General features: G+C 59.5%; 7 protein-coding genes. 6 read left to right on the top strand and 1 reads right to left on the bottom strand.

All coding sequences use genetic code 11. The features are described 5' to 3' along the window. Positions 1–69: 69 nt before the first annotated feature. The 6 genes from hrpB to fhuB all read left to right on the top strand — a co-directional run bounded on the left by hrpB (position 70) and on the right by fhuB (position 11,388). Positions 70–2,499, top strand: a complete 2,430-nt coding sequence (gene hrpB / locus ACOTZB_RS09180) for an ATP-dependent helicase HrpB (RefSeq protein ID WP_421626962.1) — start codon at positions 70–72, stop codon at positions 2,497–2,499. Between the two features lie 155 nt (positions 2,500–2,654). After that, the gene (gene mrcB, locus ACOTZB_RS09175) at positions 2,655–5,180 is read left to right on the top strand and encodes a bifunctional glycosyl transferase/transpeptidase (RefSeq protein ID WP_069303675.1); all 2,526 of its coding nucleotides are present in this window, start codon (positions 2,655–2,657) and stop codon (positions 5,178–5,180) included. Positions 5,181–5,415: 235 nt separating this feature from the next. After that, positions 5,416–7,671 (top strand): ferrichrome porin FhuA, encoded by a 2,256-nt coding sequence (fhuA, locus tag ACOTZB_RS09170; RefSeq protein ID WP_421626961.1) that lies wholly within the window; start codon positions 5,416–5,418, stop codon positions 7,669–7,671. 50 nt (positions 7,672–7,721) lie between these two features. After that, on the top strand, positions 7,722–8,519 hold the full coding sequence (fhuC, locus tag ACOTZB_RS09165) for a Fe3+-hydroxamate ABC transporter ATP-binding protein FhuC (protein ID WP_033144663.1): 798 nt from the start codon (positions 7,722–7,724) through the stop codon (positions 8,517–8,519). Continuing rightward, positions 8,519–9,409 (top strand): Fe(3+)-hydroxamate ABC transporter substrate-binding protein FhuD, encoded by an 891-nt coding sequence (gene fhuD, locus ACOTZB_RS09160; protein WP_033144664.1) that lies wholly within the window; start codon positions 8,519–8,521, stop codon positions 9,407–9,409. The genes fhuC and fhuD overlap by 1 nt, the downstream gene beginning before the upstream one ends. Beyond that, positions 9,406–11,388 carry a Fe(3+)-hydroxamate ABC transporter permease FhuB gene (gene fhuB / locus ACOTZB_RS09155; protein ID WP_421626960.1) on the top strand — a complete coding sequence of 661 codons (1,983 nt, stop codon included), beginning with the start codon at positions 9,406–9,408 and terminating at the stop codon, positions 11,386–11,388. The genes fhuD and fhuB overlap by 4 nt, the downstream gene beginning before the upstream one ends. Positions 11,389–11,481: 93 nt before the next feature. On the opposite strand, the gene hemL is transcribed toward fhuB, so the two are convergent. After that, a complete protein-coding gene (gene hemL, locus ACOTZB_RS09150; protein WP_421626959.1) occupies positions 11,482–12,762 on the bottom strand; it encodes a glutamate-1-semialdehyde 2,1-aminomutase in 1,281 nt (426 codons plus the stop codon). Between the last annotated feature and the right edge of the window lie 33 nt (positions 12,763–12,795).

Here is a 12,795-nt window from a genome sequence, read left to right as displayed (position 1 = left end):
AGGACTCGGTAATGATATGCGCCGATGCTACAATGTACGCCGACTAATGTTAACCCTCTGGAGCTGTTAGTGTCCTCATTGCCGGTCGCCGTCATTCTTCCTGAGCTTCTCGCTGCCTTACACCATGCCCCGCAGGTTTTGCTGAATGCCCCTACGGGCGCGGGCAAGTCTACCTGGCTGCCGCTGCAGATTCTGAAAGACGGAAACATCAGCGGGAAAATTATCCTGCTGGAGCCGCGCAGGCTGGCCGCGCGCAACGTGGCGCAGCGTCTGGCGGAACTGCTGAATGAAAAACCGGGCGAAACGGTAGGTTACAGGATGCGTGCCGAGACCTGCGTTGGCCCGACCACGCGTCTTGAAGTGGTCACCGAGGGTATTCTCACCCGCATGCTGCAAAACGATCCTGAGCTGACCGGCGTCGGGCTGGTGATCCTCGATGAATTCCACGAGCGCAGCCTGCAGGCGGATCTGGCCCTCGCGCTGTTGCTGGACGTGCAGCAGGGGCTGCGCGACGATCTCCGGCTGCTTATTATGTCGGCCACGCTGGATAACGAGCGGCTACGACAGGCATTACCCGATGCGCCGGTCATCAGCTCAGAAGGGCGGGCGTTTCCGGTTGAACGCCGCTATCAGCCGCTTCCCTCCCATCAGCGTTTTGACGAGGCCATCGCCATTGCCACCGCTGAGCTGCTGCGCCAGGAAGCGGGTTCCCTGCTGCTGTTTTTGCCCGGCGTGGGCGAAATTCAGCGCGTGCAGGAGCAGCTTTCTGCCCGCGCAGGCGCCGATGTGCTGCTTTGTCCGCTCTACGGCGCGTTGTCGTTACAGGATCAGCGTAAAGCGATTGTTCCTGCACCGGCGGGGCAGCGCAAGGTGGTGCTGGCAACCAACATTGCTGAGACCAGTTTGACCATTGAAGGGATTCGCCTGGTGGTGGATAGCGCGCAGGAGAGGGTGGCAAGCTTTGACCCGCGCACCGGGCTGACTAAACTCCTGACGCAGCGCATCAGCCAGGCGTCGATGGTGCAGCGCGCGGGCCGCGCGGGGCGTCTTGAGCCGGGCATCTGCCTGCATTTGACCAGCGCGGAGCAGGCTGAACGCGCCGCACAGCAAAGCACGCCGGAAATTTTACAAAGCGATTTGTCTGGTCTGGTGATGGATCTGCTCCAGTGGGGCTGCCCGAACCCTGAGCAGCTCACCTGGCTTAATCCTCCTCCTGTCGTAAACCTCACCGCTGCGCGCACCCTGCTGACCCAGCTCGGCGCGCTGGAAGGCGAGCGTCTGACGGCGCGCGGCCAGAAAATGGCGGCGCTGGGCAACGATCCGCGTCTGGCCGCGATGCTGGTGGCCGCGCAAGGGGATGATGAAATTGCCACGGCGGCAAAACTGGCGGCTATTCTTGAGGAGCCGCCTCGCGGTGGCAGCAGCGATCTGGGGCAGGCGTTTTCGCGCAGCCAGGGGAACTGGCAGCAGCGGGCGCAGCAGTTGTGTAAACGCCTGAATAGCCGGGGAGGTGCGCCTGACAGCGATAAGATTGCCTTCCTGCTGGCCCAGGCCTTCCCGGACAGGATCGCACGTCGGCGCGGGCTGGACGGTCGCTACCAGCTGGCAAACGGCATGGGGGCGATGCTGGACAGCGATGATGCGCTGACGCGTCACGAGTGGCTGATCGCCCCGCTGTTGCTGCAGGGCAGCCATTCTCCGGATGCGCGTATCCTGCAGGCGATTGCCGTAGAAATTGACGCCCTGACGCGTGCCTGTCCGCAGCTGCTTCAGCAATCTGATACCGTGGAATGGGATGACGCCCAGGGCACGCTGAAGGCCTTTCGTCGCAGCCAGATTGGTAAGTTGACGTTAGGAACGAAGCCGCTGGCGAAGCCGTCGGAAGACGAGCTTCACCAGGCGATGCTGAACGGAATTCGGGAAAAAGGGCTGAGCGCCCTGAGCTGGACGCCGGAAGCGGAGCAGTACCGTATTCGTCTGCACTGCGCCGCGAAGTGGCTACCGGAATACGGTTGGCCTGCGGTGGATGACGAGACGCTGCTCGCTACGCTTGAGCGCTGGCTACTGCCGCAAATGAGCGGCGTACACTCTCTGCGAGCCCTTAAGGCGCTTGATGTTAAGACCGCGTTACAGAATTTACTGGACTGGTCATTACGTCAACGTCTGGATAGTGAACTGCCAGGGCATTACACTGTGCCGACCGGAAGCAGGATTGCCATCCGTTATCATGAGGATAATCCGCCGGCGCTGGCGGTTCGGATGCAGGAGATGTTTGGTGAAGCCACCACGCCGTCCATTGCGGAAGGGCGTGTGCCGTTAGTGCTTGAGCTGCTGTCGCCTGCGCATCGTCCATTACAAATCACCCGAGATCTGGGGGCGTTCTGGGCGGGAAGCTACCGTGAAGTGCAGAAAGAGATGAAGGGGCGATATCCCAAACATGTCTGGCCGGACGATCCGGCGAATACGGCGCCGACGCGGCGAACGAAGAAATATTCGTAAGTTAGGTGAAAGAGGGGAGTGCGGCCTGATGCCCTCACCCCGGCCCTCTCCCACAGGGAGAGGGAGAAAACAAATTTTGAGAGATTTCTTCTTTCACAGGCCTGTGAAAGAAAAGAAAATCTGGCCTTTGCGCCTGAAAGTTGCGGAGAAAAAGCATGGCGGGGAATGACCGCGAGCCAATAGGACGTAAGGGAAAACCAGCGCGTCCGGCGAAAGAAAAGGTAAGCCGTCGTCGCCTCAGAGATGAGGACTATGACGATGACTATGAAGACGATTATGAGGATGAAGAACCGATGCCGCGTAATGGAAAAGGCAAAGGGCGTAAGCCTCGGGGCAAACGCGGCTGGTTCTGGCTGCTGCTGAAGCTGTTTATTGTTTTTGTCGTGCTGATGGCGATTTACGGCGTGTATCTGGATCAGAAGATCCGCAGCCGTATCGACGGTAAAGTCTGGCAGCTACCTGCGGCAGTGTATGGCCGTATGGTGAACCTTGAGCCAGATATGTCCATCACCAAGAACGAGATGGTCAAACTGCTGGAAGCCACCCAGTATCGTCAGGTGTCTAAAATGACCCGTCCTGGCGAATTTACCGTGCAGTCCAACAGCATTGAGATGATCCGTCGTCCGTTTGATTTCCCGGACAGCAAAGAGGGGCAGGTGCGCGCGCGTCTGACCTTTGACGGCGATCGTCTGGACACCATCGAGAACATGGATAACAACCGTCAGTTCGGTTTCTTCCGCCTCGATCCGCGTCTGATCACCATGCTTTCGTCAGCAAACGGCGAGCAGCGCCTGTTCGTGGCGCGTAACGGCTTCCCGGATTTGCTGGTCGATACCCTGCTGGCAACCGAAGACCGTCACTTCTACGAGCACGATGGCATCAGCCTCTACTCGATTGGTCGTGCGGTGCTGGCTAACCTCACTGCCGGTCGTACCGTGCAGGGAGCGAGTACGCTGACTCAGCAGCTGGTGAAAAACCTGTTCCTCTCCAGCGAACGCTCTTACTGGCGTAAAGCGAACGAAGCCTACATGGCCGTGCTGATGGATGCGCGCTACAGCAAGGATCGTATCCTTGAGCTGTACATGAACGAGGTGTACCTCGGTCAGAGCGGCGATAACGAAATCCGCGGCTTCCCGCTGGCGAGTCTGTACTACTTTGGCCGTCCGGTGGAAGAGCTGAGCCTGGACCAGCAGGCGCTGTTGGTGGGTATGGTGAAAGGGGCGTCCATTTATAACCCGTGGCGCAACCCGAAACTGGCGCTGGAACGTCGTAACCTCGTTCTGCGTCTGCTGCAACAGCAGCAGGTGATTGACCAGGAGCTGTACGACATGCTGAGCGCGCGTCCGCTTGGCGTTCAGCCGCGCGGCGGCGTGATCTCGCCTCAGCCAGCGTTTATGCAGCTGGTGCGTCAGGAGCTGCAAAGCAAGCTCGGTGATAAGGTGAAAGATCTCTCCGGCGTGAAGATCTTCACCACCTTTGACTCCGTGGCGCAGGATGCGGCCGAAAAAGCGGCTGTGGAAGGCATTCCGGCGCTGAAGAAACAGCGTAAGCTCTCCGATCTTGAAACCGCGATGGTGGTGGTTGACCGTAACACCGGCGAAGTGCGCGCGATGGTGGGTGGTGCCGAGCCGCAGTTTGCAGGCTACAACCGTGCGATGCAGGCGCGTCGCTCAATCGGCTCTCTGGCAAAACCGGCAACCTACCTCACAGCCCTGAGCCAGCCAAATCAGTATCGCCTGAATACCTGGATTGCGGATGCGCCGATCTCCCTGCGCCAGCCTAACGGCCAGGTCTGGTCACCGCAGAACGATGATAAACAGTTCAGCGGCCAGGTCATGCTGGTGGATGCGTTGACCCGTTCCATGAACGTGCCAACGGTGAACCTGGGCATGTCGCTGGGACTGCCGGCGATTGTCGACACCTGGCAAAAGCTGGGCGTGGCGAAAGATCAGCTGCATCCGGTGCCGGCGATGATCCTCGGTGCGCTTAACCTGACGCCGATTGAAGTGGCGCAGGCGTTCCAGACCATTGCCAGCGGGGGCAACCGCGCGCCGTTGTCTGCCCTGCGTTCGGTGATAGCCGAAGATGGCTCCGTGCTGTATCAGAGCTTCCCGCAGGCAGAACGTGCCGTTCCTGCTCAGGCCGCCTATATGACGCTGTGGACGATGCAGCAGGTCGTGCAGCGCGGTACTGGGCGTCAGCTGGGGGCGAAGTATCCGGGTCTGCATCTGGCGGGTAAAACCGGGACCACCAACAACAACGTCGATACCTGGTTCGCCGGTATTGATGGTCGTGAAGTGGTGATTACCTGGGTAGGCCGCGACAACAACCAGCCGACCAAGCTGTACGGCGCGAGCGGGGCGATGTCGATTTACCAGCGCTATCTGGCCAATCAGTCTCCTGTGCCGCTGAATCTGGTTGCGCCGGAAGATATCGTCGATATGGGCGTGGACAGCTCCGGTAACTTCGTCTGCGGCGGCGGAATGCGTACGCTGCCTGTCTGGACCGCAAACCCTGACTCGCTGTGCCAGCAAAGCCAGCCAGAACAGCCAACGGGTAACCCGTTTGACCAGTCTTCTCAGCCACAGCAGCCGCAGCAGCAACAGCCGCAGCAGCAGAATGAGAAGAAAGACAGCGACGGTGTCGCGGGCTGGATTAAAGACATGTTCGGCGGTAACTAAGCTTTTAAAGCCCTCTTCCCCGGAAGGGGGCTTTTTTTACCCGTAGACCTCATTTCGTTAACCCTAGCTTTAATTCTGATTAACCCTTCGTTTTCTCTTGATGATTTCTTAAACCCTTAATTCTCATAGGGCCGCTTACTGCTTGCTATGCAACCAGCGTTTCGCATATTATTCTGGCGCTCATAATAATAATTCTCGTTTACGTTATCATTCACTTTCACATCAGAGATTCAACATGGCGCTTTCCAATACTGCTCAGCCAATGAACACGTCGCTGCGTAAGCTCGCGGTCGTCGTCGCCACAGCGGTTGCCGGCATGTCTGCTTATGCTCACGCGGCCGAAACCCCGAAAAAAGAAGAAACCATTACGGTAACCGCAGCTCCTGCGGCACAGGAAAGTGCCTGGGGGCCAGCTGCGACCATCGCCGCACGGCAATCCGCGACCGGAACCAAAACGGATACCCCTATTCAAAAGGTTCCGCAGTCTATTTCTGTGGTCACGGCCGAAGAGATGGCGCTGCATCAGCCGCGCTCGGTGAAAGAAGCCCTGAGCTACACGCCGGGCGTTGCGGTAGGCACGCGCGGCGCGTCTAACACCTATGACTATTTGATCATTCGCGGCTTCGCGGCCGATGGCCAGACGCAGAATAACTACCTCGACGGCATGAAAATGCAGGGGAACTTCTATAACGACGCGGTGATTGACCCTTATATGCTTGAGCGCGCCGAGATCATGCGCGGTCCGGTTTCCGTTCTGTACGGCAAAAGCAGCCCGGGCGGTTTGCTGAACATGGTCAGTAAGCGCCCAACAACCGAGCCGCTGAAAGAGATCCAGTTCAAAGTCGGCACGGATAGCCTGTTCCAGACCGGGTTTGACTTTAGCGATGCGATCGACGACGACGGCGTTTACTCTTACCGTTTAACGGGCGTTGCGCGTTCTAATAATTCCCAGCAGGAAGGTAAGGGCGAGCAGCGTTACGCCATCGCGCCATCGTTCTCCTGGCGTCCGGATGATAAAACCACCTTCACGTTCCTCTCCTATTTCCAGAACGAACCTGAAACGGGCTACTATGGCTGGCTGCCAAAAGAGGGAACGGTTGATCCGCTGCCGAACGGCGATCGTCTGCCGACGAACTTCAACGAAGGCGCGAAGAACAATACCTATTCCCGTAACCAGAAAATGGTGGGATACAGCTTCGACCACGAGTTCAACGATACCTTTACCGTGCGTCAGAACCTGCGCTATGCGCAGAATAAAACTTCCCAGAACAGCGTCTACGGCTACGGCATGTGTTCCGACCCGCTCTACTCGAGTAATCCGGCATCCAGCCCTTGCGCGAGCGTTCCTCAGTCGCAGTGGGGTCATACACTGACTCGCCAGTATGTGATCGATAACGAGAAGCTGGAAAACTTCACTGTTGATACGCAGTTGCAGAGCAAGTTCGCGACAGGTTCACTCGATCATACTCTGCTTACTGGGGTGGATTTCATGCGCATGCGTAATGACATCGACTCGTGGTTCGGCTATGCCGGTTCCGTTGCGCCATCTGATATCTATAACCTCGATCGTAGCGATTTCGATTTCGGTTCACATCCTGGACCGTCAGGTGCCTATCAGGTGTTGAACAAGCAAAAACAGACCGGCGTTTACGCTCAGGATCAAATTGAGTGGGACAAAGTCCTGGTAACCCTGGGCGGTCGTTATGACTGGGCCGATCAGGAATCCTACAACCGCGTGACGAACACCACCTCCAAACGTGATGATACCCAGTTCACCTGGCGCGGTGGCGTTAACTACTTGTTTGATAACGGTGTAACCCCGTACTTTAGCTATAGCGAGTCGTTTGAACCGGCTTCTCAGACCGGAGCGAACGGCAACGTCTTTGCACCGTCTAAAGGCAAACAGTACGAAGCGGGCGTGAAATACGTGCCGAACGATCGTCCGATCGTCGTCACCGGTGCGTTGTACCAGCTGACCAAAACCAACAACCTGATGGCGGACCCGGCGGGCTCCTTCTTCTCGGTTCAGGGCGGTGAAATCCGCGCGCGTGGCGTAGAACTGGAAGCGAAAGCGGCCCTGTCTGCAAGCGTCAACCTGGTGGGTTCTTATACCTATACCGATGCGGAATACACCACGGACACCACCTACAAAGGCAACACGCCTGCTCAGGTGCCAAAACACATGGCGTCGTTGTGGGGCGATTACACCCTGTTTGACGGTGCGCTGTCTGGTCTGACGCTGGGCACCGGGGTGCGTTACACCGGCTCAAGCTATGGCGATCCGGCGAACTCCTTCAAGGTGGGCAGCTATACCGTTGTCGATGCGCTGGTCAGATACGATCTGGCACGCGTTGGCATGGCTGGCTCAAACGTGGCGCTGCACGTGAACAACCTGTTCGATCGTGAGTACGTTGCCAGCTGCTTCAATACCTACGGCTGCTTCTGGGGTGCTGAACGTCAGGTTGTTGCCACCGCGACCTTCCGCTTCTAATCTCTCTTCGGGCACGGTTCGCCGTGCCCTTTTTATTTAAGTTGGCTGATATGCAGGATATTCAAACGCAACCCGACACCACCTTTACGCTCAACCATCTCTCCTTTCGCGTACCCGGGCGCACGCTGCTGCATCCGCTCTCTCTGACGTTTCCGGCCGGTAAAGTGACGGGACTGATTGGTCACAACGGTTCCGGTAAATCCACGCTGCTCAAGATGCTGGGGCGCCATCAGCCGCCTTCAGAAGGCGATATTCTGCTGGATGACCAACCGCTGGAGAGCTGGAGCAGTAAAGCCTTTGCCCGCAAAGTGGCCTATCTGCCGCAGCAGCTGCCGCAGGCGGAAGGGATGACGGTGCGTGAGCTGGTGGCGATTGGGCGTTATCCGTGGCACGGTGCGCTTGGGCGCTTCGGCGTCGCCGACAGAGAGAAGGTGGAAGAGGCGATTGCGCTGGTCGGGCTAAAACCGCTGGCGCACCGTCTGGTGGATAGCCTGTCCGGCGGCGAACGTCAGCGCGCGTGGATCGCGATGCTGGTGGCGCAGGACAGCCGCTGTCTGCTGTTGGATGAACCGACCTCTGCGCTGGATATCGCCCATCAGGTCGACGTCCTGGCGCTGGTGCATCGCCTGAGCCAGCAGCGTGGCCTGACGGTCATTGCGGTCCTGCACGATATCAACATGGCCGCGCGCTATTGTGACTACCTCGTCGCGCTGCGCGGGGGCGAGATGATTGCCCAGGGGACACCGGCCGAGCTGATGCGCAGCGAAACGCTGGAACATATTTACGGTATTCCGATGGGTATTCTGCCTCACCCGGCCGGGGCTGCACCGGTGAGCTTTGTCTACTGATGCTGAATAACACACGCATTAGCCGCCGTCGCCTGCTGACGGCGATGGCGCTCTCGCCGCTGCTGTTAAAAATGAATACGGCGCGTGCCGCCGCCGTCGATCCGCACCGTATTGTGGCCCTGGAGTGGCTGCCGGTCGAACTGATGATGGCGCTCGGCGTCACGCCCTATGGCGTGGCGGACATTCCTAACTATAACCTCTGGGTGAACGAGCCAAAGCTGCCGGACTCGGTAATCGACGTCGGCCTGCGAACGGAGCCAAACCTTGAGCTGCTCACCCAGATGAAACCCTCGTTCCTGTTCTGGTCAGCGGGCTACGGCCCGTCAGAGGAGACTATGGCGCGCATTGCGCCAGGACGTGGATTTGCTTTCAGCGACGGTAAAAAACCGCTGGCCGTGGCGAAAAACTCGATTAACGAGATGGCGCATTTCCTCAACCGCGAAGCGGAGGCCAAAAAGCATCTCGACGAATTTGATGCCCTGATAGACTCGCTGAAGCCGCGCTTTGCTCACCGGGGCGATCGTCCGCTGCTGATGGTGACGCTGCTGGATGCCCGCCATATGCTGGTCTTCGGTAAAAACTGTCTGTTCCAGGAGGTGCTGGACAGCTTCGGCATTCGCAATGCCTGGGAAGGGGAGATGACCTTCTGGGGCAGTACCGCCGTGGGTATCGATCGTCTGGCGGCGTTTCGCGATGTGGACGTGCTCTGTTTCGACCACGGTAACGAACGCGACATGCAAACCCTGATGGCGACCCCGCTCTGGCAGGCGATGCCGTTTGTACGCGAGAAGCGCTTCCAGCGCGCCCCGGCGGTCTGGTTCTACGGTGCGACGCTGTCGGCCATGCATTTTGCCCGCGTGCTGGATAACGCCCTGGGAGGTAAAGCATGAGTACGCGTATCGCCCGCTTCCCGGCGCTGCTGTTATCCCTGCTTTTTCTGGTTGCGCTGGTATTAACCGGATTCAACCTCTCCGCGGCCTTACCACGCGCGCAGTGGGGGGCCGCTCTGGCCTCGCCGGATATCGACAATATTCAGCAGATGCTGTTCCACTACAGCCTGCTGCCGCGTCTGGCGATCTCCCTTTTGGTCGGGGCCGGCTTAGGGCTGGTGGGCGTGCTGTTCCAGCAGGTTTTACGTAACCCGCTGGCAGAGCCAACCACGCTCGGCGTCGCGACCGGCGCGCAGCTTGGGATCACCATCACCACGCTGTGGGCGCTGCCGGGAGCGTTAACCTCGCAGTTTGCGGCACTCGCGGGGGCGTGCGTGGTGGGCGCGCTGGTCTTTGGCGTGGCCTGGGGCAAGCGCCTTTCTCCTGTAACGCTTATTCTGGCCGGGCTGGTGGTGAGCCTGTACTGCGGGGCGATTAACCAGCTGCTGGTGCTGTTCCATCACGATCGGCTGCAAAGCATGTTCCTGTGGAGTACCGGCACGCTCACCCAAACCGACTGGAGCGTTGTCCTGCACCTGTGGCCGCAGCTGGCTGGCGGCGTCGTGCTGACGCTGCTGCTCCTGCGCCCTCTGACGCTCATGGGGCTGGATGATGGCGTGGCGCGAAACCTGGGGCTGGCGCTGTCGCTGGCTCGTCTGGCGGCGCTGACGCTGGCGATTGTATTAAGCGCCCTGCTGGTCAACGCGGTCGGCATCATCGGGTTTATCGGCCTGTTTGCGCCGCTGCTGGCGAAAATGCTCGGGGCGCGTCGCCTGCTGGCGCGTCTGATGCTGGCGCCGCTGATTGGGGCCCTGATCCTCTGGCTTTCCGATCAGCTTGTTCTCTGGCTGGCGCAGGTCTGGAGGGAAGTGTCCACCGGCTCGGTGACCGCGCTTATCGGGGCGCCGCTGCTGCTGTGGCTGCTCCCGCGCCTGCGCAGCATGAGCGCACCGGCGATGGACGCCGGCGATAAAGTTTACGCTGAACGTCGGTCGGTGCTGTGGTTTAGCCTTGTCGGTCTGGCGGTGCTGATTATCGCTTCGTTTGCGGCGCTCTCATTTGGACGCGATGCCGTGGGCTGGCACTGGGCGACGGGGGATTTACTCAATGAACTGGTGCAGTGGCGCTGGCCGCGTATCTTCGCTGCGCTGATCGCAGGGGTAATGCTGGCGGTGGCGGGGTGCATTATTCAGCGTCTGACCGGCAACCCGATGGCAAGCCCGGAAGTGCTCGGGATCAGCTCTGGCGCCGCCTTTGGCGTGGTGCTGATGCTGTTCTTTGTGCCGGGGAATGCGTTTGGCTGGCTGATGCCTGCCGGCAGTATCGGCGCGGCAGTCACGCTGATGATTATCCTTATTGCCGCCGGTCGCGGCGGATTTTCACCGCACCGCATGCTGCTGGCCGGGATGGCGCTCAGCACCGCATTTACCATGCTGCTGATGATGCTGCAGGCAAGCGGCGATCCGCGTATGGCGAAGATCCTGACCTGGATTTCCGGCTCAACGTACAACGCCACCGGCAGCCAGGTGGTCTGGTCCGGGATCGTGATGCTCGTGCTGCTGGCGATGGTGCCGCTGTGCCGCCGCTGGATGACCATTCTGCCGCTCGGCGGCGAAACCGCGCGCGCGGTGGGAATGGCGCTGACGCCAGCGCGTGTGGCCCTGCTGCTGCTGGCGGCGTGCCTGACGGCTGTGGCAACCCTGACGATTGGACCGCTGAGTTTTGTCGGGTTAATGGCGCCGCACATTGCCAGAATGATGGGGTTCCGCCGGACGATGCCGCATATCGTGATGTCGGCCCTGACGGGCGGAGTGATGCTGGTGTTTGCGGACTGGTGCGGAAGAATGGTGCTGTTCCCGTATCAGATCCCGGCGGGTCTGCTGTCGACCTTTATCGGTGCGCCGTACTTTATTTATCTGTTGAGAAAGCAGAGCCGGTAATAAAAGTAAACGGCAATCTTTAGATTGCCGTTTTAGTGTTTGCTCCCTCTCCCCGTGGGAGAGGGTTGGGGTGAGGGCATCAAGCCGCACATCTTACAGCTTCGCAAACACCTTGCGCGCCGCGTCGATGGTGTTGTTGATATCTTCTTCGCTGTGCGCCACGGACATAAAGCCCGCTTCGAACGCGGACGGCGCCAGGTACACGCCTTCGTCCAGCATCAGGTGGAAGAAGCGCTTGAAGCGTTCAACGTCGCACTTCACCACGTCCTGATAGCAGGTCACGGTTTTCGCATCGGTGAAGAAAATCCCGAACATGCCGCCCACGTGGTTGACCACCAGAGGGATACCGGCCTCTTCTGCGGCTTCCAGCAGACCGTTTGCCAGCTGCGTGGTCAGGTCGGTCAGGGTTTCGTGAATACCCGGCTGTGCCACCTCGGTCAGGCAGGCAAAGCCCGCCGCCATGGCGATGGGGTTACCGGAGAGCGTGCCCGCCTGGTAAACCGGACCGGTTGGCGCCAGGGCTTCCATCACGTCCTTACGACCACCGAATGCGCCGACCGGCATGCCGCCGCCGATGATTTTGCCGAGGCAGGTCAGGTCCGGCACGACGTCGTAGTAAGACTGGGCACCCGCCAGCGCGACGCGGAAGCCGGTCATGACTTCATCGATGATCAGCAACGCGCCGAACTCATCGCACAGGGCGCGCAGGCCCGGCAGGAAGTCAGGCTGCGGTGGGATGCAGTTCATGTTGCCGGCAACCGGCTCAACGATGATGCAGGCGATCTCCTGCGGATACTGCTCGAACGCCGCGCGAACGGTAGCAATATCGTTGTAGGTGCAGGTCAGGGTATGCTTCGCGAAATCTGCCGGTACGCCAGGCGAGTTCGGCTGGCCGAGCGTCAGCGCGCCGGAACCGGCTTTCACCAGCAGGCAGTCCGCATGACCGTGGTAGCAGCCTTCAAACTTGATGATTTTATCGCGACCGGTAAAACCGCGCGCCAGGCGGATGGCGCTCATGGTGGCTTCGGTACCGGAGTTCACCATACGCACCATGTCCATGGTAGGCACCAGCTCGGTCACCAGCTCCGCCATTTTCACTTCCATTTCGGTTGGCGCACCGAAGCTCAGGCCGCGCTGGGCGGCTTCAATCACCGCGTTACGAATGGCAGGGTGGTTGTGACCCAGCACCATCGGTCCCCAGGAACCTACATAATCGATATAGGCTTTGCCATCGACATCATACAGATACGCGCCGTCAGCACGTTCGATAAACAGCGGCGTACCGCCCACGCCGGTGAAGGCGCGCACAGGTGAGTTCACGCCACCCGGAATAAGCTCGCGGGCTGCACTGTAGAGGTTTTCAGACTTGCTCATGGCGTCGTTCCTGGTTCGAATAAAATGGTTAAG

The organism is Enterobacter cloacae complex sp. SHL020 (genome assembly GCF_049236945.1).
GTDB lineage: Bacteria > Pseudomonadota > Gammaproteobacteria > Enterobacterales > Enterobacteriaceae > Enterobacter > Enterobacter dykesii.
This window is presented reverse-complemented; position numbering and strand designations above follow the sequence as displayed.

Coding starts and splice junctions, on each gene's coding strand:
- mrcB (WP_069303675.1), top strand. CDS start 2,655: ATGGCGGGGAATGACCGCGAGCCAATAGGACGTAAGGGAAAACCAGCG.
- hemL (WP_421626959.1), bottom strand. CDS start 12,762: ATGAGCAAGTCTGAAAACCTCTACAGTGCAGCCCGCGAGCTTATTCCG.
- fhuB (WP_421626960.1), top strand. CDS start 9,406: ATGAGTACGCGTATCGCCCGCTTCCCGGCGCTGCTGTTATCCCTGCTT.
- fhuA (WP_421626961.1), top strand. CDS start 5,416: ATGGCGCTTTCCAATACTGCTCAGCCAATGAACACGTCGCTGCGTAAG.
- fhuC (WP_033144663.1), top strand. CDS start 7,722: ATGCAGGATATTCAAACGCAACCCGACACCACCTTTACGCTCAACCAT.
- fhuD (WP_033144664.1), top strand. CDS start 8,519: ATGCTGAATAACACACGCATTAGCCGCCGTCGCCTGCTGACGGCGATG.